The sequence below is a fragment of the Streptomyces reniochalinae genome (genome assembly GCF_003323735.1).
Classification (GTDB): domain Bacteria; phylum Actinomycetota; class Actinomycetes; order Streptomycetales; family Streptomycetaceae; genus Streptomyces; species Streptomyces reniochalinae.
Genome location: NZ_QOIM01000036.1, coordinates 316,906 through 342,964, shown reverse-complemented (window position 1 = coordinate 342,964; position 26,059 = coordinate 316,906). Strand labels below are relative to the sequence as shown.

Annotated in this window: 18 protein-coding genes; 14 read left to right on the top strand and 4 right to left on the bottom strand. The window is 69.8% G+C overall.

Features of this window, described 5'->3' with window-relative positions; genetic code table 11:
- The first annotated feature begins 153 nt into the window (after positions 1–153).
- The 4 genes from DQ392_RS17665 to DQ392_RS17650 all read left to right on the top strand — a co-directional run bounded on the left by DQ392_RS17665 (position 154) and on the right by DQ392_RS17650 (position 3,928).
- Positions 154–1,371: an ROK family protein gene (locus DQ392_RS17665; RefSeq protein ID WP_114016573.1), complete on the top strand. Its 1,218-nt coding sequence runs from the start codon at positions 154–156 to the stop codon at positions 1,369–1,371.
- Positions 1,372–1,536: 165 nt separating this feature from the next.
- Entirely contained in the window at positions 1,537–2,193 is a 657-nt protein-coding gene (locus tag DQ392_RS17660; RefSeq protein WP_114016572.1) for a hypothetical protein, read from the top strand.
- A 367-nt stretch (positions 2,194–2,560) separates the two neighbouring features.
- Entirely contained in the window at positions 2,561–2,971 is a 411-nt protein-coding gene (locus DQ392_RS17655; RefSeq protein WP_147266541.1) for a hypothetical protein, read from the top strand.
- 576 nt (positions 2,972–3,547) lie between these two features.
- On the top strand, positions 3,548–3,928 hold the full coding sequence (locus DQ392_RS17650) for a hypothetical protein (protein WP_114016570.1): 381 nt from the start codon (positions 3,548–3,550) through the stop codon (positions 3,926–3,928).
- Between the two features lie 542 nt (positions 3,929–4,470).
- On the opposite strand, the gene DQ392_RS35275 is transcribed toward DQ392_RS17650, so the two are convergent.
- Complete coding sequence (locus DQ392_RS35275) at positions 4,471–4,770, bottom strand: hypothetical protein (protein ID WP_245981604.1); 300 nt, start codon at positions 4,768–4,770, stop codon at positions 4,471–4,473.
- On the opposite strand from DQ392_RS35275, the gene DQ392_RS36215 reads away from it, so the two are divergent.
- The 5 genes from DQ392_RS36215 (at position 4,654) to DQ392_RS17630 (ending at position 10,705) form a co-directional block, all read left to right on the top strand.
- Complete coding sequence (locus DQ392_RS36215; protein WP_425470548.1) at positions 4,654–5,196, top strand: transposase; 543 nt, start codon at positions 4,654–4,656, stop codon at positions 5,194–5,196. The two genes, DQ392_RS35275 and DQ392_RS36215, sit on opposite strands and share 117 nt — an antisense overlap.
- A 510-nt stretch (positions 5,197–5,706) precedes the next feature.
- Positions 5,707–8,484, top strand: a complete 2,778-nt coding sequence (locus DQ392_RS17640) for a helix-turn-helix transcriptional regulator (protein ID WP_114016568.1) — start codon at positions 5,707–5,709, stop codon at positions 8,482–8,484.
- A 363-nt stretch (positions 8,485–8,847) separates the two neighbouring features.
- Positions 8,848–8,991 carry a hypothetical protein gene (locus DQ392_RS34480; protein WP_181856467.1) on the top strand — a complete coding sequence of 48 codons (144 nt, stop codon included), beginning with the start codon at positions 8,848–8,850 and terminating at the stop codon, positions 8,989–8,991.
- Between the two features lie 51 nt (positions 8,992–9,042).
- Positions 9,043–9,378: an MbtH domain protein gene (locus DQ392_RS17635; RefSeq protein ID WP_114016567.1), complete on the top strand. Its 336-nt coding sequence runs from the start codon at positions 9,043–9,045 to the stop codon at positions 9,376–9,378.
- A gap of 133 nt (positions 9,379–9,511) precedes the next feature.
- Complete coding sequence (locus tag DQ392_RS17630) at positions 9,512–10,705, top strand: S8 family peptidase (RefSeq protein ID WP_220182635.1); 1,194 nt, start codon at positions 9,512–9,514, stop codon at positions 10,703–10,705.
- A 73-nt stretch (positions 10,706–10,778) separates the two neighbouring features.
- Here the strand turns inward: DQ392_RS17630 and DQ392_RS17625 are convergent, their stop codons facing one another.
- On the bottom strand, positions 10,779–11,489 hold the full coding sequence (locus tag DQ392_RS17625; RefSeq protein WP_114016566.1) for a M23 family metallopeptidase: 711 nt from the start codon (positions 11,487–11,489) through the stop codon (positions 10,779–10,781).
- A 482-nt stretch (positions 11,490–11,971) separates the two neighbouring features.
- Between DQ392_RS17625 and DQ392_RS17620 the strand changes: the two genes are divergently transcribed.
- Positions 11,972–12,922, top strand: coding sequence for an ABC transporter ATP-binding protein (locus DQ392_RS17620; RefSeq protein WP_245981600.1), 951 nt, complete (start codon positions 11,972–11,974; stop codon positions 12,920–12,922).
- Positions 12,903–13,640, top strand: a complete 738-nt coding sequence (locus DQ392_RS17615) for an ABC transporter permease (RefSeq protein WP_114016564.1) — start codon at positions 12,903–12,905, stop codon at positions 13,638–13,640. The genes DQ392_RS17620 and DQ392_RS17615 overlap by 20 nt, the downstream gene beginning before the upstream one ends.
- An 88-nt stretch (positions 13,641–13,728) precedes the next feature.
- On the opposite strand, the gene DQ392_RS35270 is transcribed toward DQ392_RS17615, so the two are convergent.
- Positions 13,729–14,943, bottom strand: a complete 1,215-nt coding sequence (locus DQ392_RS35270) for a M23 family metallopeptidase (protein WP_245981598.1) — start codon at positions 14,941–14,943, stop codon at positions 13,729–13,731.
- Between the two features lie 592 nt (positions 14,944–15,535).
- Here DQ392_RS35270 and DQ392_RS17605 point away from each other — a divergent pair.
- Entirely contained in the window at positions 15,536–16,183 is a 648-nt protein-coding gene (locus DQ392_RS17605; RefSeq protein ID WP_245981596.1) for a PAS domain-containing protein, read from the top strand.
- A 19-nt stretch (positions 16,184–16,202) separates the two neighbouring features.
- On the opposite strand, the gene DQ392_RS17600 is transcribed toward DQ392_RS17605, so the two are convergent.
- Positions 16,203–16,571, bottom strand: coding sequence for a hypothetical protein (locus tag DQ392_RS17600; protein ID WP_114016562.1), 369 nt, complete (start codon positions 16,569–16,571; stop codon positions 16,203–16,205).
- A 299-nt stretch (positions 16,572–16,870) separates the two neighbouring features.
- On the opposite strand from DQ392_RS17600, the gene DQ392_RS17595 reads away from it, so the two are divergent.
- Together DQ392_RS17595 and DQ392_RS17585 are read left to right on the top strand one after the other, a co-directional pair.
- Positions 16,871–17,494, top strand: coding sequence for a hypothetical protein (locus tag DQ392_RS17595; RefSeq protein WP_147266540.1), 624 nt, complete (start codon positions 16,871–16,873; stop codon positions 17,492–17,494).
- 773 nt (positions 17,495–18,267) lie between these two features.
- A partial coding sequence (locus tag DQ392_RS17585; protein WP_181856466.1) for a non-ribosomal peptide synthetase occupies positions 18,268–26,059 on the top strand: 7,792 nt, incomplete at its 3' end.

Genomic DNA, 26,059 nt, shown 5'->3' with positions numbered 1-26,059 from the left:
GCGGACTCGCAGAGCTCCGGGGAGGCGGCAGAGGCGAAGGACTCCGGGACAGGCTGGAGCAGACCAAGAGCTCCGGGCCAGGCAGGCGAAGGCGAAAGACTCCGGGGACGGGGACAGGCGGGCGAGGGTGTTCGGGAAGGCAGGGAGGTTTGAATGCGGCGAGGCAGCAACCAGCTCCGGCTGGCGGACTACAACCAGTCGGTGGTGCTGGAGGTGGTCCGCAGGTCGCACGGGGTGAGCCGAGCCGACCTGCAACGCGCGACGGGTCTGAGCTCCCAGACCATCACCAACATCACACGCCGGCTGATCGACGATCACCTGGTCCGCGAAAGCACACCGGGCGGCAACACCCGCGGCCGGCCGAGCATACCGCTGGTCACCGACCCGGACGGAGCCTACTCCGTCGGTGTACACATCGACCCGGCCCGGCTGACCATCGTCCTCCTCGACCTCGACGGCCAAGTCCGGCTCGCCCGCCACGAACGCACGCCACAGGCCACCAACCCCTCCGAGGTGACCGCGTTCATCGCCGACGCCGTCGACACTCTGCTCACCAGGGCAGACATCACCCGCACCCGCGTACTCGGCCTGGGTATCGCCGCTCCCGGCCCGCTCGATCTCGACGCAGGACTGCTACTCGACCCGCCCCAGCTGCCCAACTGGCGCAACGTCCGGCTGCGCGCCGACCTCCATGAAGCGACCGGACTGCCCGTCCTCCTCGACAAGGACGTCACGGCCGCCGCCACAGCCGAACTCCGCTCCTGTCCCACCGCGTCCAACACCTTCATCTTCCTCTACCTGGGCTCGGGCGTCGGCGCCTCGGTCGTACTGGACAACCAGGTCCTGCGCGGCACAACGAACAACATCGGCGAAATCGGCGACCTGATCGTCGACCCCGATGCCGAACGACTGGAATGGAGCGGCCGCCGCGGCGGCCTGGCCGCAGCGTGCGTCCCCGAAGCACTCGTCCTCCAAGCCGCCCGCGTAGGACTGTTGCCGCTCCCCAACCTCAGCGACTACGGCGCCATCGACGACGCCTGCTCCTCACTGTGCGATCTCGCCGCCGCCGGAGACGCCGGCGCCGCCCGCATCCTCGACCACGCCGCACGCCGGGTAGCCGTCGGCCTCGGAGTACTCGTCAACCTCCTGGACGTACCCCGAGTGGTGATCGGCGGCCCACTATGGAACCGCCTCAGCCCCGCGTTCCTCCCCGTCCTCCCCGACACCGTCACACACGAACTCGTAGGAACCCGCCACAACATCCAGATACACGGATCCTCCGTCGGCGACCAAGTAGCCGCCCAAGGCGCCGCCGAACTGGTCGTAGACCACTTCCTCGCACCCCGCGCATCCGCCCTGATGGTGCGCTGACCACCCAACACACACTCGACAGTCAACGGCTCACGGCTGACAGACGACGGCCCACGACACACAGATGACAGGTGAAGGTCCAGCAGACACCCGGGACGCCGCCGGCAACGAGGCCGCAACCGGCCGGACAGCCTTGGAGCCTCCAGCGGATCTAGGATGCCTGGCATGGCGAAGCGCAACGTTCATCGCCGGGCACGGAAGCTTCTAGGAGAAGACCCTGTTGCCCTGGTCTGGTGCGAGATACCGACGGCCATTCCCAAACCGCCCAAGGATGTCCACCGGGCGGCAGGCAAGGGCAGGCTTTCGCCTGGTCACCATTGGCTGTTCTATGTTGGCGCCGGGGCGTTCTTCTTCATCGTCGTCCCGATGATGCTGCTGCAAACGGTGCTCGACCTGCTATCGCCCAGGGAATCGCGCGATCGGGGTCACCGGCGCCGCAGGCCCCGGCCTGCCGGACGGAACGGCCCAGGATGCCGCCAGATCTTCGACGGTGACTGGAGCTTGACCGCGGGCCGACTCCTGCTGGGCTGGTACGGCCAGTCGCCCAACCCGAAACGTCTCGTGCTGGTGGCCCGCGACCGGATCTGCGTGGCGGCATCACCCGGCCGTCGGCTGACCCCGACCAAGGCCGACGATTTCCAGCCGACGACGCAGTTTTCCTGTCGCGAAGCACGCATCGAGGCCGAGGCAGGACAGCCACGTGGCTTCGCGACGTTCCGGCTTCGCTTCGCCGACGGCTCCTGGCTCGAGCTCGGTCGTCTCGCCGATCCTGAGGACGCCGACCACTTCCTGCGAGTTGTCGCCCAAGGGACCATCGAGTGACATCACCATGGAAAGAGGCCGCCCAGGAGTTTGACGGGGAAGTGGCAGGTCAACGCCGCTCCCGTGAGTGTTTGCCGACCGCGGCCGAACGGCCCGGCGCTGCTGGGCACTCCTCCCTCACGCCCGTGTGCGGGTACGCCCGGAAGGCCCGGTGAAGCTCGACCGGCAGCCCCTTGCCTGGCAGGCCGGCACCACCGCACTCGTCGGCCCCGTACACGACTGAAACGATGGCTTCCATGGCGACTCACGGCTCGGCCGCCCCCACCCGAAGGCCAAGCGGCTTGGGGTCACGCAAAGCGGCAGCGGTGGCCGCCTGCGCTCTGGCCACCCTTACCTCGTGCACCGTCCTGGACGACGCGTCCGGCCCGTGTCCGACGTCGAGCACCACGGTGCGCGCCAGCGACCTGCACGGCGGCTACCAGGCCCGCGCGGCATGCGCTTCACTCTCGGGCACGCCTCCACCCAGTACCCCGAGGGGCGTACCACTCGCGCCGGCGTGGTGCGGGTGAAGAATTGGGCGATCCCGCTGGAGGAACTGGGCGAGAACGACCCTGCCGGCAACGGGTTTCAGGGCGAGGGCACCTGGGAGTTCCGCAAGGGGGAAACTACCGGTGGAGAGGGGTTCCGCCAGATCAAGCTCGACTTCCTCCGCGGTACACCCGAGCAACGGATGCCCGCCGAATCGCAGTATCTGGAAATCGGCGGTACCCGGAGCGAGCCCGAACTGTTCGTGGAAACGGATCCCGACACCTGCCCAAGCATCGTCTTCCACCGGTAGCTGGCCGCTCCGCTGCACTTGCCCTTCAGCAGGGCTTCGCCCCACCGTGCTGCCACGCTGCCAGCCGGGGGCCAAGAGCGGCAGAAGCCGAGCGCCCTTCCCATCCCGTCCGCACTTCCGGAGCACGCCCCGGCCTGCCTGAAGTTGACACAGGCTTTCGCCACTCGCGCCACACGTTATCGGCAGACGATCTCAGAACCTTCTCCCTGTTCAATCCGGGTCATCCACTGACATCTCAGTGGGAGTCAGCGACTGGCACCTCATACAGCCCATCAGTCCGGACGCTCACCTGCATACCTCGGTCATCACCGAATTCCCTTTCCGGCAGCGCCGCGCACTTCTTACAGTGGCCTTCGAGCGAGGAATCGAAGTTCCTCAGGAGGCATCACTGTGCTCAGAAAACTACTCGTCCCACTGTGCACGCTAGCCATGGCCTTCAGTCTGGCGGGGGCGGCACAACCCGGAGCGGAGAAGAAGTCGGTACCGACTTCGGAGACGGAAGCGGTCTTCAACGATCCCGGTTCCGATTCCGCTAGTGAGCGGTCCAAGGTCCTTGACCATCAGAGGAACGTCACGGTGCAACGCCTCCTGGACGGGAGAACCGAACACCACGGCAGCAGGAAGGAGAAACCGTTCCGTGACCTGGTCAAGGAGCTCGGGGACGGGCCCGGCGAGGGGTCGTGGGCCCGCTACTGCGGTGAAGGCCGGTCCTCCGGGGACTCGACAGGTCCCGGCTGCATCGGCGAAGACACCAAGCACGACCGAGACTCCATGCACAACAAATTCTCCCTCTTCACGAGGACGCTGGGCAAGTCCTGGGTGGTGTCCAACAGCACCAGCAACGTGACGCCCGCCATGCAGGAGATGTGGAACAGCCAGTACACCGTGGTGGGCGATCACCCGCTCTACGACCGGTACCTGGGGTACTTCACGAAAAGCATCAGCCTGGCCTGCTGAACGAGCAGGCCCGACCCGATCGTGGAAGAACTCGACAAGGCCACTTGCCCTGACACCTCCGTCCGTATCCGAGCCTGGGCCATCAACCGGAAAGTTTTGGCGACCAAACTGCGCAGAATGGCCAACGAAGGCTGCAAGGTTTCACTGATCGTCAACAACATGCGGCGTCATACGTGCTGGAGTCTGCTGCGGGGCCCCTGGAACACCTCGACCTTCGCATGTTCGACAAAGAGAGGTAGCCCAGGGTATCCATGAGAAGAACATCCTCATCAGCCGGAAATATCCCAGGCCGCACGGAGGTCTTCACGGGAAGCGCGAACTTGGATGATCCATCGCTCCATCTGCGAGATGAGAACTACCTCCGAACGCGATGAAAATAAAAAAAATCCACAACCCGTTCGAGGAGAAATTCGACGAGATGAAGGAGAAGGCGCTCCTACGCATCGGCTACAACGAAACCTGTACGCGGTTCGACGAAACATAACCGCGTCCCTCTGTGAGGCGGGCGGGTCGGGCAGACGCTGACGCCCCGCCTCACAGAGTCAAAGTGGGAACGCCTGCGGCAGTTCCCGCCGGTCGGCAATGGCAGGTTGTGGCAGGCGAGGGACATCGCTGTCGATTCCACCATCGTGCGTGCCCATCACCACGCGGCCGGCGCTCGGACCGAGCCGCCGCCCGGCGCCCATGTCACAGGGGGCCGGAGAAGTGAACACCGGGACGAAACCCTGTGGCACAGCCTGGTCGACCGTCTGATCGAACGGGCGATCAACAGGCCGCAGCAGTCGCGGGCAGTCCGCTGCCCGCGACGACAAGCGCGGATACATCTTCCTCAGCACCGCCATAGCAGCAGCCTGACCATCTGGCACCGCACATCATCGGCCGGACAAGGCGGCTGTTCCTGCCTGCCTCCTGGTACGGGCTCGAAGCGGAGTCCGCCGAGGGACCTGCCAGATCCTGAGACCGCGCGCCACCGGCCCCAGTGGCAGCTTGCCTCGGAGATGCTCGACGGACTCGCCGCCACCGGGCTGCGGCCCGCTGTCCTGGCCGCAAATGCCGGTTACGCCCTGAACGGCGGCTTCCGTCATCGTCTGAACGCACGGGTCCTGGCCTGGGTGCTTCAGGCCAAGGGCGAGGTGACAGCTCACAGCGAGAAAGCGATGCCGCACCAGCCCGCATATCGGTCCCCGCTACCGCACCCGGCTCGTCTTCTGGCACGGGCATATCCCGGCCGCGGGCAGGGTCCAGGGCCGGACCGCGACCTGGCGTAAGGGCTCCAGGGCGGCGACGAGTTCGCACCCATCCCCATGAGCGGCACCGTCCGACGGCGTGTTCCTGACGCGCCGGGGAGCGTACCAGGCCCCGCGCCGGAAACCGCCACCACGGGACGACGGCAACGCACGGGCGTACGCGGGGTTGTGCTCGAATCCGAGATCCCTGATCTTAAGAGTGTGATAACAGAAAGCGCGCGGTGGGCCTACTTGGCGGATGAGGGTCACCGAGAGGCGGACGGCCGGACTCCGGTTCTCTCCTGATTGCCTTCTTGGTGTCGTCCTGCCTGGTGAGCGGGGCATCGGACGGCACCCGTCGTTCGGAGACGCACGACATCTACCGTTCGGATAATTGTTAAAACGTCAAGGAAGAACGTTAAGGAGGGCCGGGCTACACTTCGCGAAACATGTGCGTAAGTATCGATGGGCAGTGCACGGGGGCACGTGATTCGTTGATGCGACTGGCCCCGTAGCTGCCCTGTCGGCATACGGGGGTAGCCGCAAGTGGTAATGGCTGAGCGGACACGCGAGCTCGAACTCCTCGATGAGGATCTCGTCGAGAGTGCCTTGGGCCGGGGCAGGGTCGTCCTGCTCAGCGGCACGGTGGCAAGCGGGAAGACCACGCTGCTGAGGGCCTTCTGTGACCGGCACGCCGACGGTGTGTGGCTGCTCTTCGCCACCGCACCACCGACGCCGCACGACGAACCCTTCGGCGTGCTGCGGCAGTTGCTCAAGGACACGCCGTGGCCCCGCGACCGGTTGCAGGGCCTGCTCGGCACCGCGCAGGTGGCGGACTGCGCCCATTGCGCCGCGGCGGCGCTGCTCGAACTCGCCGAGGACACCCCGCTGGTGGTGGTGGTCGACGACGTCCACTACGCCGACAAGCCCTCCATCCGCTGCCTGCTGAAGGTGGCGCACCGCAACAGGTCGAGCCGACTCATGCTCGTGCTCGCAGAGTCCACGTACGACTGGTCGGTGCGTCCCGTGTACCGGATGGAGCTGGTACGGCAGAGCCACTTCCGGCGCGTGCCGCTCGCGCACCTGTCGGTCGCCGGCGTACGCGAGGTGCTGGCCGAGCACCTCGGCGCGTCGATGGCACAGCAGGTCGCCGAGGAGGTACACGACACCACGGGCGGCAACCAGTTGCTGGTCCGTGCGCTGGCCGAGGACTACATCGACTCGCTGGAGTACGCAGACCACGACGGATGGACGGTCGGCGAGAGCTACCGGCAGGCGGTGCTGACGTGCCTGTACCGCAGCGGCCACGAGGTGCTTGAGGTGGCTCGCGCCCTGGCCGTCCTGGACATCGCAGGCTCCGCCCAGCAGATCGCGCACATGCTGGAGAAGCAGCCGCACCCGGTGAGGCGCGCACTCAGGCGGATCAGACGGCTCGGCCTGACCACTGGCGACCGCTTCCGGCACCCGGCGGCCCGTGCCGCCGTATACGACGACGTGGACCCGGACGTCCTCGCCGACCTGCACTTCCGCGCCGCGCTGCTGCTGTACCGCGGCCGTTCGTGCGGCCGGGCCGCCGACCACCTGGTCGCCTCCCGCAGCGTCGACAAGAGCTGGGCCGTCGCCGAGCTGCGGCGGGCGGCGGAGGAGGCGCTGGCGGAGGACGACGACGAGACCGCGATCCGCTACCTTCAGTTCGCGCTGCACGGGTGTACCCGGCCCCGGGAGCGTGCGGGGCTTTTGACGCTGCTCGTCGTCGCGAAGCGGCGCAGCGATCCGGCAGCGGCGGTCCCGCACTGGCCGGCACTGATGCAGGCGCACCGCCAGGGGCTGCTGTCGGTGCCTCAGGTGGCCGGCCTGCTCCGTTTCGCACTGTGGCACGGCTTCACCCAGGACGCCGAGGAACTCGTCGACTGGCTGGGGCGCGCGTACCACGCCTCCGACGGACCGCCCGACGGTGTGCTCCTCACCACCGGGCACCTGCTCAGACACACGTATCCCTCCTTCCTGCCCCCCGGCCGCCAGCAAGGGCCGAGTTGCGCCAAGGACTGCGTCCCGCTGCCGTCGGGCTTCCCGGCCCAGGCCGCCGAGATGCTCAGCACTCTGCTCAGGGAAGGCGTGGATATCGATGGCACCTGTAGCCGCGTGGCTGAGCAGATCCTGCACAACATCCCGCTGTCTGACGACTCCTTCGAGGCCGTCATGTCGGTGCTCCAGACCCTCGTCTTCTCTGGGCAGCTGTCGCAGGCGGCACGCTGGTGTGACGACCTGCTCGCCGAGGCCGCGCGGCGCGGTGTGAAGCGCTGGCAGGCGCAGCTCATGGCCTGCCGCGCCGAGGTCGACCTTCGCAGGGGGGCTCTTCCCGACGCCGCGCGGCATGCCGAGGGCGCCCTGACGCTGCTCGGACCGGACGGCTGGGGGGTGGGCATCGGCGCCCCCATCGGCATCCTCGTGAGCGCGGCCACGGTGCGCGGCGACTTGACGGCCGCACGCGGCTATCTCAGGAGGCGGGTGCCGGAGGCGATGTTCCAGACCCGCTACGGGCTCCAGTACCTCCAGGCACGCGGCCAGTACTACCTGGCCGTGGGGCAGCCGCAAGCCGCGCTCGCCGACTTCCGCTACTGCGGCAAGCTCATGACGTCGTGGGACATCGACGCGCCCGCGTTCCTCCCCTGGCGCAGCCAGGTGGCGGGGGTGCTCCTCCAGTTGGGCGATACCGAGGCGGCGCGCTCGTACGCCAAGCAACAGATCGCCCGCGCCGGATCGCATACCACCCCCGCCTACGGCATGGCGCTGCGGCTGCTGGCCCAGACCGCCGGCCGCCGGGAGCGCCTCCGGCTGCTGAAAGAGGCCGCCGAGGTGCTGCACGCCTGCGGGTCGCGGCTGCCTCTCGTCCAGACCCTCACCGATCTCGGCTGCACCTACGAGGCCGGCGGCAACTCCCAGAAGGCTCGGATGTTGCTGCGCAGGGCCGGTCGGCTGGCAATGATGTGCGGTCTGCCGGACGTGCCGACGCAGACCGTCGCGTCCAAGCAGGACCAGCAGACCCGCGGTTCCGAGGGACGTCTCGCTGGAAGAGTGGAGCGGTGTCCTGCCGAGAGCGGGCCGGGTACCCTCACCGTCGCCGAGCGCAAGGTCGCCGCGCTCGCGGGCCTCGGTTACAGCAACCGGGAGATAGCCCAGAAGCTCTACGTCACGGTCAGCACGGTCGAGCAGCACCTCACCAAGGCGTTCCGCAAACTGAACGTGAAGAGTCGCGACGAATTACCACTTGAGCTCGAGCTCGACATCGAGCTGCCCTCGTCTTCCGCGTCCGCACACGTCGACCCGTAGCAGACCTGCCCCACGGAGGGCGATGCCGCGCACCCGTTGGAACGGGCTGGTCAACTCCACACCACAAGAGGCGGCGGGCGCGGCAGGGGGCCGTAGCGGCCCCGTGCCACAGCACAACTAGGGCATCTTCTACGACTGGGTCGCAACCGTGGCAGCCAGGCAGGACCGTGCCTACGCTGTGGCCGGATCAGTGCTTCACCGGCTACCCCGACGGCCTGACGCCTTCCGGCCCCCTCCATCCGGCCGTCGTCGAGCACTCTCCTGTGCGCACCCGACCTCTGGAGCGTCCCCATTCGCTCCAGCCGTACGTCAGTCGGCCGACCGAGCCGCACGGCCGCATTTTCACCGAGAGGAGGTCTGCCATTGACGACGACCGTCAACCCGGTGCAGATGAGCACGCGCCGGCTCGGAGCGACGGCCGAGTCCGGTTACTGCAACGCCTGCACGCCGCCGCACCGCAAAGTCGTGTGCCCCGACGGGCCCGCGATCCCCACCCACCGCCACTGAGTGTGCCCGCGTACCAGACATGAGCCTGTAGCAGATGTGGAGGATCCGAGCATGGACGAGCTGGTCGAGCGCCTGTCCGTAGAAGGTCAAGAGGTCATGGTCGGCGGCCCGTCCCCCTCTGTGGGGGAGTTCCAGCGGCGCGTCACCAAGATGGGTTATGTGTTCATCAAGTTCGTCGCCACCAACGGCGGGACGGATCTCGGCGTACGTGTCGACGAGGCCCGTACGGACCTGAGCAAGGCGGACTTCGCGAACGGCACAGGCACCGCGCACGTCGAAGGGACCCTCACGCTCAACTACGTGAAGGTGCGCTGTGTCGCCGACGTCGACATGGCCACGCTGAGCGGCACCGGCCACCTGGTGGCGCTCGAAGCGGCGCACGTCTAGGCCACTCCAGCGGACCGCCGGCCGCCCGGAGCCGGCAGGAACGGTCCGGGTGGGCCTCGGGATGGCCGCTCCCGGCGTGCTGGGAGCAGCCATCCCGGTCTGTCAGCAACCCATGAGCTCACCAGGAGGAGCAGTGCAGGCATCGTCGCCGGCTGTCCGCTACACCCGCACCCTCACCGCATTGGCGATCGGCACTCTGCTCGGCACGAGCATTGCGGCCGCCGCGCCCGAACCCGCCCACGCCGCTGTCGGGCACGTCGTCAACGCCGGCAGCGTCCGGGCGGTGAGCAACAGCTACCTGGTGGTGCTCGACGAGGGCGCCCGACCTGACGTGGCCGCGAAATACGGTGCGCGGGTACAGCAGCGGTACGACAGCGCGCTCAACGGAATGCTGGTCCACGCCAGCGCGGAGCAGGCGCGCCGCCTGGCCGCCGATCCGTCCGTGCGCCTGGTGGAGCAGAACACCAGAGTGCACCGGCCGAAGCGGCACAGGACCGTGTCGCAGTCCGAGCCGACCTGCGGCCTCGACCGTATCGACCAGCGGACGCTGCCCCTGGACGGCTCCTACAGCTATCCGTCCGAGGCGGGTTCCGACGTGGACGTCTACCTGGTCGACTCCGGCATCGACTACGACCACCCCGACTACGCGCCCCGTGCCAAGCCCGGCTTCGACGCCTTCGGCGGGGATGGCAGCGACGAGTTGGGCAACGGCACCTTCATGGCCGGCATCATCGGCGGCACCACGTACGGGGTGGCCAAGAAGACGAACCTGGTCTCGGTCAAGGTGCTCGACGCGGCCGGCGGCGGCACCATCGCCGGGGTGCTGGCCGGGATCGACTGGGTCACCGAGCACGCCTCGGGGCCGTCGGTGGCGAACTTCGTCATCGGCCTCCCCCCGGACGACGCGCTGGACGCCGCGGTGCGCAAGTCCATCGCGTCCGGGGTGACGTACGTGCTGGAGGCGGGGGCGGACACCGACGATGTCGACAACGCGTCCCCGGCCCGGGTGCGCGAGGGCATCACCGTAGGCTCCTCGGACTGCCAGGACGCGGTGGCGACCTTCAGCAACTACGGGACGGGCCTCGACCTGTACGCCCCCGGGGTGGACATCACGTCCGACCGGCCGGGTGGCGGGACGACCACGGACTCGGGCACCACCGTTTCCGCCGCCCATGTCTCCGGTGCCGCCGCGATCTATCTGAGCCGGCACCCGAAGGCCGCGCCTCACGAGGTGGCCGGTGCGCTGGACGATGCGGCCGTGGACGGCGTCCTGACCGGTGTGCCGTCCGATGGCACACCCAACAAGCTGCTCCAGATCGCCCGGTAGTCCGGGGCCGCCGACCGCGCCCCGGACTCGCCTGGGGACCGGGGCCGGCCCGGTTCGGGCCTCGGGCCTGGCCTCAGGCGAGCGGCTCCACCACCGCGCCCTCACCCGGCACACCGCGCTCCCTGAGGCCGGCCTGGCCCCTCCCCCGCGGCCATTCACGAAAGCGCCTGAACTCCACGGGCACGCCGCGGGCGGTGACCGGGTCGGGGGCGTCCATCACCTGAAGGTGCAGGTGCGGCTGGGTCGAGTTGCCCGAGTTGCCGCAGTCCGCGACGTGCTGTCCCTCGGTCACCCGCTGCCCCGGGGACACCCGCACGGAGCCGGCCTTGCAGTGCGCCAGGACGACATGGGCGCCGCCCTCGGACAGCGCGATGACCACGTGGTTGCCGGCGATGGCGCCGACGCCGCGCCGCGCCCGGCCCGCCTGGCCGAGCGCGTAGGGCACCAGCGTCAGCTGGGAGCGCCGCGCCTCGTGGTCGGGCTCGGCGTCGTGCACCGCGACCACCGTGCCGCCGCCGGGTGCGAGCAACGGCCGGGCGAAGGCGACGAAGCGCTCCGGCGGCTCCGTGGCGAAGAGGGTCCGCCAGTCGCTGACGGCGGAGGTCCGGTGGCGCTCGTCCACGCCGACGAAGTCGATGGCGTAGCGCCCACCGAACAGGTCCGTGCCATGGCTCGGGACCCGCCGGGCCGGGCTGTTCTCGATCAGCCAGCGCCCCGTGAACGGCAGGGAGAGCTCGATCGCCCGGGGGTTTCGACCTCGCGACGGCGATTCCTCGACAGCCATGGCGTCAGCATAGGTGAGCGGTGTCGGCGCGCGCGGCCTGTTCTCTCCATCGCTCCGGGAATGTGGCCGGCGAGCGCCGGGCCGACGCCACCGACGATCAGCCCGCCGAGGTCACTGTGCGTCATGCGGTAGGAAGGACTTCTCGTTGGAGAATGGGGTTCCTTTTCGGCCAGGTGCGATTCTGTCGCTGTGCGGCGGTCGACTGACCGCCCTTGAGCTGGGCTGTTGCCCCCGCGCTCGCTGGTGCTCTCAAGTTCTCCACGACCGAACAAGGCAATCCCGATCGGGAAGTTCTGGGGTTTCTTACAGTGCTGGGCAGCAGCACTGGCAACTCTCCGGAGCCACCAGGAGCATGGTCGGCGAATCCGTACGCGACTGCGCGGATACGGGCCGGCAGCGAGTCGGGCAGCCGTTCCCACAGTCGCGGATCTTTGAATCTCCTCCGGGCGACGGGCAGGAAATTGCTGATTATCGAAGATCTCGTGAAGTGCTATCGCGGCAGCACACGTGCCAACGACGGCATCAGCTTGCACGTCGAGGCAGGCGAGGTGGTCGGCCTCCTGGGGCACAACGGCGCCGGAAAGACCACCCTGATCAACCAGGTCGCGGGCCTGGCGATGCCGACGTCCGGCACCATCCGGGTGAGCGGGATCGACCCGGTCGCAGAGCCCGCCAAGGTGCGCCGGATGGTCTCGATCATGCCGCAGGCCCACGCGCCGCTCGCCGGCGTGACACCCCGCCAGGCCACCAGGACTCTGGCCCGCATCCGTGGTCTGGACAAGCAGGCCGCGCGGACCAGGACCGACGAGCTGATCGCCGCCCTGGACATCGAGGCGTGGGCCGACACCACAGGGGAGAAGCTCTCCGGGGGCGTCCGCAGGCTGACCGCCTTCGCGATGGCCGCGGCGGCGGGGCCCGGCCGGGTCGTGATGCTCGACGAGCCGACCAACGACGTCGACCCCGTGCGGCGCAGGCTTCTGTGGGAGCAGATCCGGGAACTCGCCAATCGCGGCTGTGCCGTGCTGCTCGTCACGCACAACGTCATCGAGGCGGAGCGCAGCGTGGACCGCACCGTCGTGATGGCCTCGGGCAAGGTCGTGGCGGAGGGCACGCCCGCGCAGCTGCGCTCCCGGGCGGTCGGCGAGTTCCGGCTGGAGCTGACAGCGGCCACCGACGGCGACTTGCCGAAGCTGCCGGACCACATCACCGCCGCGGGTCCGATGATGAACAGCACCCGGCGGCTGGTGGTGCCCCTGGACTCCGCCGCGGCATCGCCGGCCTTGGCCTGGGCCCAGCGGTTGCGCGACGAGGGGCACATCGACGAGTTCGCCCTCGTGCCGGTCGGACTGGAAGACGTGTACGTGCAGTTGTCCGGCGACGAGGCCGCCCTCGAAGCCGAGAAGGGGGCGCAAGGTGAACCACTGGTTGCGTAGTTACGGCCTGCTGCTCGGATGGACGGCGCTGCGGAGCCGGGCGAACCTGGTCCTCAACCTCGTCATCCAGACCTGTCTCGCGGTGGGCATCATCATCGGCTTCGCCTACCTGGTGCCGCAGGTGGACGACGCCACCGCGCTCTACTTCGCGACCGGCGCCCCGGTGCTGGGCCTCATCACCGTCGGCATGGTGATCGGCCCGCAGGAGGTCGCCTCCGCGAAGCAGGAGGGCATCTTCGACTTCAACCGGTCGCTGCCGGTGCCGAGGACCGCCCTCATCGCGTCGGACGCCACGGTGGCGCTGCTCACCGCGCTGCCTGGCATCGTGGCCGCGCTCGTGGTGGCCGCCCTCCGCTTCGACCTGACCCTCGACATCAGTCCGCTGGTCATCCCCGCGGCGCTGCTGACCGCCTTCACCGCCATCGGCCTCGGCTACGGCATCGGCTACGGCATGGCGCCGCCGGTCGCCCGGCTGGTGTCCCAGCTGGTGGTGTTCATCGCGTTGATGTTCTCGCCGATCACCTTCCCGGCCTCCCGGCTGCCCGACTGGTTCGAGACAGTGCACAAGGTGCTCCCCTTCCAGTACATGGCCGACGCCGTGCGGGACACGCTGAACACGCCGGCGGGCGGGGTCGGTCTCGTCTCCTTCGCTGTCCTGGCGGCCTGGGCCGTGGTCGGTTTCCTGGTCACGTACCGGATGACGGCCAGGAGGCCGTAAGGCCGGCACACGAGAGCCCCTCCCGTCGCGCACCCTGGCCGGGGCGCGTGGCGGGAGGGGCTCGTTCGTGTTCCGGCCCGCCGGACCGCTACGACCGCAGCGGCTCCACGACCACCTCCTCCCCCGGCATGGCGCGCTCCCTGACGCGGCCCGCGCCCGTCCCCGACGGCCACTCCCGAAAACGCCGGAACACCATGGGCACACCGCGAGCCACGGACAGGTCGTCGCTGTCCATGGCCTGGATGTGGAGGTGTGGCTGGGTCGAGTTTCCGGAGTTGCCGCAGTCCGCGATGTGCTCTCCCTCGGTCACCTTCTGGCCGGTGGTCACCCGCACGGACCCGGACCTGAAGTGCGCCAGGGCGACGAACGGGCCGTGCTCGGACACCGCGATGATCACATGGTTGCCGGCAACGGCGTTCACCCCGCGGCTCAGCCGTCCCCCCTCGCCCATCATGTACGGAAGCAGCGCCAGTTGCGAACGCCGCGCGGCGTGGTCGCTCTCTCCGTCGTGGACCGCGACGACCGTGCCGGTGACCGGTGCGGTGATGGGCCGGCCGAAGGCGTGGAAGACCTCCGGCCGCTCGGTGCCGAGGAAGGTTCGCCAGCTGCGACCGGCGGCCGTGCGGCACCCATCGTCCACGGCGACGAAGTCGATGGCGTAGCGGCCGCCCAACGAGTCGGTGCCATGACTCGGCACCTGCCGGGCCGGGCTGTTCTGGGTCAGCCACCGACCGGTGAAGGGCATCGCGACCTCGAGGCCACGGACGTCAGGCCCCTGCGACGGTCCCCCTCCAGGCCGGCTCGCGACCGCTCCCCCCGTGGCGAGGACGACGGCGCCGAGCGCGACGGTGCGCGCGACGAAAAGCCTCCGGGAGGCGTCGGAGTCCGCCGCGCCTGACGCCCCGTGCGGCGCTCCGGCTACGTCCGGCGCCGCACGGGACGCATCGGCCGTGTCGGGTACCGGCCGGGCGGCCCGTGCCCTGCTCCGCCGGGCCAGGACACGTCGGAGCAGGGGGCGGGCCGCCTCCCCCAGGAGCAGTACGAGGGTGAGCCAGAGCAACAGAGGAAGCCAGAAGGACGCCGTGGCGTCCGCGAAGCGGCGCAGGGCGATGCTCGGCTCCGCAGGCCCGATCGTCAGCAGCGCCGCGGTGAACGCCGGGGCCAGCACGGCGAGTACGGTGCCGGCCCGCCGCCATCCGCTGACGGCGCGGGTGGTGTCCTTGACGAGGCGCAGGTAGTGGTACCAGTGCGCCGCTGCCAGCGCGGCGATGATCAGGACACCGCTGACGAGTGCGACGGCCATATGGGTGAACTCCCGTCGTGGGTCACGGGGGACGATGCCTCCGGCGGATACAGAACACCACTGTCCTGGGGGACATGACGGCGCGCACGCACTTCCAGTCCCCCAGTAGTGGGTTGGACCAGGTGGCCGCCGGTCGGTGCCGCCGACCGGAGTGGCCCCCTGGAACCGCTGACAGGACAGAGCCTTCCGCAAGCGGCCTCAAGTACGGCAGGATGAAGTCGTTTCACAGCAGTTCTGGTGGGTTCCCCAGACTTTCCGGACAGCTTCTTGCGATCGCCCGCCGCATGGCCCACCGCGTTCCGTGCGCCCGTAGAGCCGCAGCTCACGGCCCCTTGCAAGACGACATAGGGGAGGGAGCGCCGGGGATAGGGGGCCCCCAGACGTTGACCCCTGTGGTGGCGCCTGCCTAGCCTGCCGAGGCGAATCCCGATCCTGAGCGAAATATTCCGATCCGACATGGGGGACTAACGTGCGGGCAGCCAACTCACTTACGCAAGCGTCTTTTCCCGTCGACCCGAAGGTACTTCCTTCCGAGCCGGCTCATTGTGCGGAGAGAACCGGCATGGGCGCATGCATTCCTCCCCCACCGCTGATGGACGCGGTTATCAGCGGTGCTGAATACGGGGATGTGCTGCTTTCCCTTTTCGAAAAGACGGGAATCGGTCTGGCTGTCCTGGATTCCGCTCTCCGAGTACGCGCGGTAAACGACGTCTTCAGCGAGCAGTGCGGCCGCCCGCGCACGGCCATAAGGAACCACAGCTTTGCCGAGTTGCTCCACCTGAGCGTCCGATCGCACCTGCTCCGTCAGTTCGAACGGCTGATCCAGGGCGACCACGCGCGGGTCGACTGCCAGCCTATCGCCACGCGTTTCGAGGGCACCGGCATCGTCGGCCAGCTGGCCGCGTTCCCGGTCGACAACGGAACGGACAAAACGCAGTCGATCGTGGTGCAGTTCGCGCCGGAACGCACGAAGGAATCGCTTCCGCCGGCCCGGGGGCAGGTGAAACTGACGAGCCTCACCTCACGGGTTCTGGAAGGTGTGGCCGCGGGCGATCCGACCGCGCGGCTGGCGGCGAAGCTGTTCCTCAGCCGGCAGGGCATCGAATACCACGTCAGCCTTCTCCTGCGGCAGTTCAAGGTGCCGAACCGCACCGCGCTGGCCGCGAAGGCGTATTCGATGGGGATCTTCAGCATCGGCTGCTGGCCACCCAAGGTGCTCCCCGAGTGCATACGCAACTGACGCCTCCACGCCGTCGGCGTCACCCGCTGCCGGACCGCTCCACGACGGTGCGCAGGGACCTCCGGTAGTCGTGCGCGATCCCCCGGATGGTCCGTTCGTCGAACAGGCCGGTGCCGCATTCCCACGTCGAACACGACCCCCTCGGGCGCGTGTCGACATCCGGCGTCCGCTCGCACCCGGCATACGTGCTGGGAGCGGCCCCGGCGCACGACGGCTTCGAGTGCGGGCAGCTCCACCTCCAGGCCCTGACGTCGCGTTGGAACATCGCCGTGCACAGCCGGTCGTGCCGGCACGGGGTGGGTGGGCTCCCCCGCCTGGTGAACGCCGTGACGTAGAGGTGGGCGATCTCCTCCGGGATGGCCTGGAGCGACCGGGCGTCGACGGCCACGTGGCGAGACGCTCCCCGTGCGGGAGGTCGTCCTGCCCGGAGGCCGGACCGACGTAACCGAAAGACTGTGTCATGGCAACCGAAGTCTCGGGGATTCTCCGACGAGTCGGGCACGCACTTCTAGGTCATTCCCCAAAATGTGCGCGGAGACGGTTCTGAGCGACGCCCGTGCCTTTACCGCAACCGGCGGCCCGGGGACGTAACACTAGAACAACACCTACCCAAGGTCCGGAGCCGTGGCGGATTCCCCACCGCCCTTCTACGTTTCCTTCACGAGCGAAGGTACGGAGGAGGACGAGATGCTGGCGCATGGCTGCGTGATCGAGCGGGTCAGCGGTTGGGTGCCGCCGGCACGGGCCCCCGGCGCTCAACTGCTGGGCTACGGGGACGTGACGGACCTCGGGGTGCGCTCCCGTGCCGGGGCCGCCACGCGGTACCGGGCGCGCCCCGGCGAGGCGCTCTCGCACCTGGCGGTGCAGGCGGCCGCCCACGTCCTGGACGGCGCAGCCCGCCCCGGCGCCCTGCCGCACGTCACGTCCACCCCGGGCGACCGCGCCCGCGCTCGCCGCGGCGCACGGGCCCGGGCCCGGGCCCTGCTCGCCGGACGCGGGGCGAGCACCGGCGCTTACCACGCCACCGCGCCGCACCCGCAGGAGCGTGGCGCGCGGGTCACGGTCCGGGCGACCGCCGACGCCTGTCCCGTGCCGGGCGACACCTCGCACGTCGACGCGCGCGCCACCGCGGCGCCGGCGGACGATGTGGCCGAAGCGGCGATGACCGGCCGGCTACTGCCGCACCGGCCGAGTGCGGCGGTGCCGAAAGGCGTCCTCAGCCGCGGTCCTCGGGGCCGCCGGCGCGATCGAGGCCGCGCTGACCGTGGTCAGCATCGGGCACGGGCTGGTCCCGGCCCGTCGCGGGCCTAGGTCGTGTCTTCAAAGTCCCGCCTGCCTGGCGGCGCCTGGCACGCACGCTCGCGGCGTTGTCGTCGGTCGCCGCTTCCCCCAGGGCTCGGCTTCGCTCGCCCCGGGAGGTGCCCCCACGCAGGGACTCCCTCCTCCGCCTTGCGAGCGCACGCACCAGACACCGCCAGGCCCGCCCTCCGGGCGGACGCCGCTACTTTGAAGACACTCCCTAGCGGGGCCGGGTGCCGGAAGGCCCTGGACGGCGTCACGCAACAGGCCCGACCCAGCGGTTCAGCGCAACCGTGCGCGATTCCTCCGGATTCGGTAAGCACAATGCCTCGTTGGGGGCGCTCGCCCTTCAAGACTCACGACGAAGGCGGCAGACGCCGTTTACAGGCCCCGGGCCTCTGGCATCCCCCGAGTCGGGGGCCCGGACTCATCCCCCCGCGGTGCACCGGCATGCGATCCGGTGGGATTCCGGCGGCAGCCATGCCCGCACCGGACGATTGCACGCCCTCCTCCAGCGAACGGCCAGACATCGGACCGACCTGGAAAACCCTTGAACAGCACGCTACTAGGGGCAGCCCTAAAACTCCCGGCAGAACACTCGACATCCACGCCGTGGCTGCGAAAACTGCCCTACGAACGAATTTCTACGCGGCAATCGGGCGCCGCTCGTGCGAGGTCCCGCCACCTGTGAATTCAAGAGGATTGCAGCATTGAGCACTTTTGAGGACCCAGCGAAAGACCTCCCCGCCGTATCAGGAACTGAATCGGGCGAGGTCAGCTATCCGTTGACGCCTACCCAGCAGGGCATCCTGTTCCAGTCCCGGCACGGAGGCCCCGGCGGCCTGTACCACGTACAGGTCGTGCTGGAGGTGGCGCGGGAACTCGACGTCGACACCTTCCGCAGGAGCTGGGCGCACGTCGCCGACCGGCACGCCGCGCTCCGGACAAGCGTCACCGAGCTGCCGGGTGGCGAGCCGGTGCAGCGGGTCAGCGGCAGCGTGGACGTTCCTTACGCCTGTGAGGACTGGAGCGGCACGGGCGAGCAGCGCTCCGAACGGATGCGGGCCCTGCTGCGCCGGGACCGCGCGCGGGGCTTCGACCTGGAGGCGGCGCCGCTGTGGCGGCTGCACGTCTGCCGGTTGGGCGAGGCCCGCTTCCAGATCCTGTGGAGCCTGCACTACCTGCTGCTCGACGCGCGTAGCCAGAACAGGGTGCTGCGCGAGGTGGAGCAGGTCTACGACCGCCTCGTCGCGGGTGAGCCGCTGCCGGTGCGCCCTGCCGCGCAGTTCCACGAGTACGTCGGCTGGCTGAGCCGGCAGGACGCCGGCCGGTCCGAGGCCTTCTGGCACGACGCGCTCGACGGCGTGCCGTCCGCCCGGCCGCTGCCCCTCGAACTCAGGCCGTCCGCCGACGAGGAGACCGGGAGCGAGGCGCAGGCCGTCGCCTACGAGCAGGTCCCCCTCGTGCTGGACGCCGCGCAGACCGCGGCGCTGCGGGACGCGGGCGCCCGCCAGGGCCTGACCCTCACCACCCTCCTCCAGGGTGCCTGGGCGTTCCTGTTGAGCCGCTGCCTGGGCACCGACGAGGTGGTGGTCGGCGTCACCTCCTCCGGCAGGTCCGCCGACCTGGCCGGCGTCGATGCCATGGTGGGCCAGTTCGTGAACACGCTGCCGCTGCGCGCCGAGGTGCCGCCCGCGATGGGCTGGGCGGAGTGGATGCGGGGCATCCAGCACCGGTACGAGCAGATCCGGGCGCACGAGCACAGCCCGCTGCTGCTCGTCCATCAGTGGAGCGGAATCGGCTCCGGGGAGTCCCTGTTCGACAGCGTCGTCACCGTGGAGGAGCCCGAGGAACCGGGCCGGGCCGGCGGCCTGTGCATGGTCAGGAGCTGGGAGGAGAGCCACCCCGGCTACCCGTTGAGCATGGTGGCCACCCCCGGGGAGCGCCTCACGGCCACCTTGCACTACGACACCCGGCGCTTCGCGGCGCCCACCGTCGAGCGGATGGCGGGGCACCTCCACCGGATCCTCACCGACCTCGTCGAGAAGCCCGAGGCCGGGCTGGGCGAGCTGACGCTCCTCACCGAGGCCGAGCACACCCAGCTCGTCCACGACTGGAACGACACGGACACGCCCTACGCGCGGGACCTGTGCATCCACCAGCTCTTCGAGCGCCGCGTGGCGCAGGCCCCTGACGCGCCCGCGCTGCTCTTCAAGGACGAGCGCTGGACCTACCGCGAGGTCAACGAGCGGGCCAACCAGATCGCGCACCACCTCAAGCGGCTCGGCATCCGGCGCGGCGACCAGGTCGCCGTCCTCATGGGGCGCTCAGCGGAGATGGTCCCCGCCCTGCTGGGCATCCTCAAGGCGGGCGCCACCTACATCCCGCTCGACGCCAACGCCCCCGTCAGGCGGTGGCACCAGATACTCGACTCGATGGGCGTGCCGTGCGTCCTGACGCAGCACGCCCTGCTGCCGCGCGTGCAGACCGTCGACCCGCTGCCGGCCCTCGCCCACGTGGTGTGCCTGGACACTGCGGACGACGACGCCCAGACCGGGGCCGGCCTGCCCTGGCCGGTGCACTCGGCCACCGAGACCGCGGGCATGCCCCGGGAGAACCTGCCCGTCCAGGGCGGCCCCCTGGACCTCGCCTACGTCATCTTCACGTCGGGCTCGACCGGCACTCCCAAGGGCGTCATGGTCCAGCACTCCCCCGCGGTGAACCTGATCGAGTGGGTCAACAACACCTTCTCGGTGGGGTCCGAGGACCGCATCCTCTTCGTCACCTCGCTCACCTTCGACCTGTCCGTCTACGACGTTTTCGGCATCCTCGCCGCCGGCGGCCAGGTCCGCGTCGCCACCAGCGAGGACATCCAGGAGCCGGCGAACCTGCTGCGCTACCTCGCCGAGGAGCCCATCACCTTCTGGGACTCGGCGCCCGCCGCCCTGATGCAGCTGGTGCCCTTCCTGGCGACGGACGGCGCGGGCGTGCCGGAGACCGTCTCGCACGCGCTGCGCCTGATCTTCATGAGCGGCGACTGGATCCCGGTCCACTCCCCGGATCTGATGCGGGCCGCGTTCCCGAACGTCCAGGTCGTCGGCCTCGGCGGCGCCACGGAGGCGACCGTCTGGTCGAACTTCTTCCCGATCGGTGAGGTGGACCCGTCCTGGACGAGCATCCCGTACGGGAAACCCATCCAAAACGCCCGCTACTACGTGCTCGACGACGGCCTGCGCCCGTGCCCCCTCGACGTGCCGGGCGACCTCTACATCGGCGGACCGTGCCTGAGCGACGGCTACGCGCACGCGCCCGAGCTGACGGCGGGCAAGTACGTCGCCTCCCCCTTCCACGGCGCCGCCGGGGAACGCATCTACAAGACGGGCGACATGGCCCGCTGGCGCCCGGACGGGAACCTGGAGTTCCTCGGCCGCACCGACTCGCAGGTCAAGATCCGCGGGTACCGCATCGAGCTGGGCGAGATCGACGGCGTGCTGAGCGAGCACCCCGCCGTGCAGGACGCGGCGACCATCGTCCGTGAGGATCAGACGGGCGCACGTGCCCTCCTCTCGTATGTCGTGCTGCATCCGCAGCGGGCGCAAGAGGCCGTCCAGGAGCGCGAGGAAGCCCTGGCCGACAAGCGCGTCGACCACTGGCGCGAGGTGTACGACGCCTTCGACCCGAGCGGGGAGCGCCCCGAGGACGGCGCCGACTTCTCCGGCTGGAGCAGCAGCTACACCGGGCAGCCCATCCCCCTGGAGGAGATGCGGGCCTGGCAGGACGACACGGCGACGCTGATCCGCGGCTACGAGCCGCGCACGATCCTGGAGATCGGCTGCGGCACCGGCCTGCTGCTCTTCCCGCTCGCCACCGGGTGCCGGCGCTACTACGGCATGGACTTCTCCTCGTCGGCTTTGCAGTCCGTGCGCAACCGTCTGGAGTCCCGCCCCGAGCTGCGCGAGACGGTCGACATCCGGCAGGGCGAGGCGGACGAGGTCGGTGAGCTGGACGTGGAGCCGGTCGACACCGTCGTCGTCAACTCGGTTCTTCAGTACTTCCCCGACGCCGACTACCTCGTCCGCGTCCTCGAAGGCGCGCTGGCCCGGGTCGCCGACGACGGCCGGATCATCATCGGCGACGTGCGCAGCTTCCCGCTGCTCGACGCCTTCCACGCCAGCGTGGAGGCGAGCCGTGCGCCCGACGCCATGACGCGGCAGCAGCTGCGGCAGCGGGTGCAGCACCGGGTGCAGCAGGAGAAGGAGCTCACCCTCGATCCTGCGTTCTTCCGGGACTGGGCGGCGAGCACAGGGCGGATCTCCCGGGTCGAGATACGGCCGAAGCGCGGCCGCCACCACAACGAGCTGACGATGTTCCGCTACCAGGTGGTCCTGCACGTCGGCGCCCCGGCCACCGCCGACGAGGAGGACCGCCGGGACCAGGACGGCACCGAGCTGGACTGGGCCACGGAGGTGGTGACCCTCGCGGACCTGCGGTCCAGGCTCACCGGCGAGTCGCCCGACCGGCTCCGGCTGCGCAACGTGCCCAACGCCCGTGTCGAGGAGGCGGTGCGCACCCTGCGCTGGCTGAAGGGCGACGCCGGGCTCGAAACCGTCGAGGCGTGGCGTGCCCAACCGCGGCCGCAGAACGGCGTCGACCCCGAGGATGTCTTCGCGCTCGCCGAGCAGGCCGGTTACACCGCCGCTGTCGACTGGGGGCGGCATGGCGCGGACGGCGGCTACGCGGTCGACCTGACCCGCGCCGGTGCCGAGCCCCGCTGCGAGGAGGGCGAGCGTATCGCCCTGGCCGGGCACGGCGAGACCCGCGACTGGGCGGGCTACGCCAACCAGCCGCTCAAGGGGGAAATCCAGCATCTGCTGCTGCCGCAGCTGAGCGGCTACCTGGCCGAGCGGCTGCCGCCCTACATGGTGCCCTCCGACCTGGTCGCGCTGGACGCCCTGCCCATCACCTCCAGCGGCAAGCTCGACCGGCGTGCCCTGCTGTTCCCGCCGGCCGCCGCGAGCACGGAGAGCCGCGTGCCCGCCCGCAACACCACCGAGGCGCTGCTCGTCACGATGTGGGAGCAGGTGCTGGGGCGGTCCCCGATCGGCGTCTTCGACGACTTCTTCGAGCTGGGCGGACACTCGCTGCTCGCCGTGCAAATGGCGTCCCGGGTGAGGGAGGTCTTCTCCCTGGAGGTGCCGGTCCGGCTCTTCTTCGACCTGCCGACCATCGCCGAGATCGGGCGCGAGCTCCAGCGCAGGCAGGAGGAGCTGCAACCGGTCCGGATGCCCCCGCTCACCCCCGCAGGACGCGGCCGCCCGCTGCCGGCCACCTTCGACCAGCAGCGGCTGTTCTTCATCGACCGGCTGAGCCCCGGAACCTCGTCATACACCGTCAACTGGCTCATCCCGCTGCCCACGTCCATCGAGCAGTCGGTGATCAGCGACGCGCTGCACGAGATGACGCGCCGCCACGAGCCGCTGCGCACCACCCTGCGCGAGGAGGACGGCCGGGTCTGGCAGGTCATCGCCGACGAGCAGCGCCTCGACCTGCCGGTGACCGACCTGTCCGCGCTCCCCGAGGAGCAGGCCGAGGCCCAGGCGCAGGACCAGATCCGCGGTTGGTGGGCGCAGCCCTTCGACGTGGTCACCGGGCCCCTGGTGCGGGCCCGACTGATCAAGACCTCCCGGACGGAGCAGGTCCTGGTCCTCGCGGCCCACCACACGGTGTTCGACGGCTACTCGATCGGCCTCTTCGACCAGGAGTTCCTCCAGATCTGCCGGGCCCTGGCGGACGGCGAGCCCTCCCTGCTGCCGGACCTCGCGGTGCAGTACGCCGACTACGCGGTGTGGCAGCAGCAGTGGATGGAGGAAACACGGCTCGCCTTCCACCTGGACTACTGGAAGGAGCAGCTGGCCGAGGCGCCCGAGGTGCTCTCGCTGCCCACCGACTTCCCCCGGCCGGACGAGCGGAGCTTCGCCGGCGATTTCGTGCGGCGCCGGCTGTCACCCGCGACGACGCAGCGGATCACCGAGGTCAGCCGCGAGCACCAGGTGACCAACTATCTCACCCTGCTCAGCGGGTTCGCGGTTTTCCTGGCCCGCTACAGCGGGCAGGACGTGGTCGTCATCGGCGTGCCGATCGCCGACCGGAACCGCGTCGAGCTGGAATCCGTGGTCGGCTTCCTGGTCAACACCGTCGCCGTCCGGGTGGACCTGCGCGGCGACCCCGGCTTCGCGGACGTACTGCTCCAGGTCCGCAAGCAGCTCTTCGACGCCCAGACGCACCGCGAGGTCCCCTTCGAGCAGGTCGTCGAGGCGCTTCAGCCGGCCCGCAGCCTCGCCTACAACCCGCTCTTCCAGGTGATGTTCGCCGACGAGAGCCTGCCCTACCTGGAGCACGCGGCGGAGCTCGCCCGGCCGAAGCCATGGATACACAGCCTGATGGAAGAGGGGATGAGCGTCGGCGTCGCCCGCTTCGACCTCACCCTCATGATCCAGGCCGACCGTGCCGGGATGCGCTTCGGCTTCGAGTACAGCACCGACCTGTTCCGCGCGGAGACGGTCGGGCGCATGGCCGACCACTTCGAGGCGCTCGTCGAGGCCGCGCTGGCGCGCCCGGACACCCGGGTGCGGCACCTGCCGATGGCCGCTGAGGCGGAGCGCGACCGGCTCGTCGAGCAGGGCCACGGGCTCCGCACCGAGCGGGACCTTCAGCGGAACACCCTGCACGGGCTGTTCGCGGCGTGCGCCCGCCGGAACGCGGAGAGCGTGGCGGTGGTCTGCGGCGAGAGCCGGCTCGGCTACGCGGAACTGGACCGGCTCTCGAACCGGCTGGCCCATCTGCTGCGGGAGCGCGGCGTCGGCCGGGAGAGCCTGGTCGGCCTGTGCGTGTCACGCTCCGTGGAGTCGATCGTGTGCCAGCTGGCGATCCTGAAGGCGGGCGGGGCGTATGTGCCGCTCGACCCGGAGTATCCGCCGGACCGGCTGGCTCTCATGATCGAGGACGGTGGTCTCCGCCTCGTGCTGACCCGGCGCTCGGAGGCCGCGTCGTTGCCCGGGTCCGACGCGGCGGTGTTGGTCGTCGACGACGTCTGGGACGGGCTCGCCGACCGGCCCGACACACCGGTGGCGTCCGGCGGCACCCCCGACGACCTCGCGTACGTGATGTACACGTCCGGTTCCACCGGCCGCCCCAAGGGCGTCGCCGTCACGCACGCCGACGTCGCCGCGCTGGCGTCCGACAGCGGCTTCGCGGACGGGCACCAGAGGGTGTTGCTGCACTCCGCGCAGGCCTTCGACGCCTCGACGTACGAGCTGTGGGTGCCGCTGCTCTCCGGCGGTCGCGTCGTGGTGGCGCTGCCCGGTGCCGTTACGCCGGCGGTACTGCGCGAGTGCACGGCGGCCCACGGGGTCACCGCTGTCTGGCTGACCGCGGCGCTGTTCCACCTGCTGGCGCAGGAGGACCCTGGGTGCATGGCCGGTCTGCGCGAGGTGTGGACCGGTGGCGACGCCGTGCGGGCCCACGCGGTGCGTCGGGTGCGCGAGGCATGTCCGGGCCTGGTCGTGGTGGACGGCTACGGGCCGACCGAGACGACGACGTTCGCCACCGCGTACCGGATGGAGCCGCGGGACGAGGTGCCGGCGACGGTGCCGATCGGCAGGCCGCTCGACGACATGCAGGTGTACGTGCTGGACCACGCCATGCAGCCGGTGCCCGCCGGGGTCGCGGGCGAGCTGTACATCGGCGGCGCCGGGCTGGCGCGCGGCTACCTCGGCCGGCCGGACCTGACCGCCGAGGCGTTCGTCGCCAACCCGTTCGGCACGGGCGGCCGCCTGTACCGGACGGGCGACCTCGCCCGCTTCCATCCCGGTGGCGACGTGGAGTTCCTCGGGCGCGCCGACGACCAGGTGAAGATCCGCGGCTTCAGGGTCGAGCTGGGCGAGATCGAGTCCGCGCTGGCCCAGCACCCCGACGTGCGGCACGCCGCCGTGCTGCTCGACCAGGACGGCGCGGCCAAGCGGCTGATCGCCTACGCGGTCTTCCGCCAGACAGTGGCAACCGAGACTCTCCAGTCGTTCCTCGGCGAACGGCTGCCGCACTACATGGTCCCCGGCATCGTCGTGCCGCTGGAGAGCATGCCGCTCAACGCCAGCGACAAGGTCGACCGTAAGGCTCTGGCCGCGCTGTCGTGGCAGGAGCACGCGGTCGCGGAGCAGGAGCACGTGGCGCCGCGTACCCCGGTGGAAGAACAGCTCGCACACATCTGGCAGACGGTCCTCGGCACCACCCACCCGGTGGGCGTGCACGACAACTTCTTCTCGCTCGGCGGCGACTCCATCCTCAGCCTCCAAATGATCTTCCGGGCCAAGCAACAGGGCCTGTACTTCACCGTCAAACAGCTCTTCCGCCACCAGACGATCGCCGAGCTGGCACCAGTGGTCGAACACCAGGACGCCCCGCAGATACAGGCCGAACAAGACCTGGTCACCGGCCCCGTCCCACTGACACCGATCCAACACTGGTTCTTCGCACAGGACTTCGCACGACCGCACCACGTCAACCAGTCGCTGCTGCTCG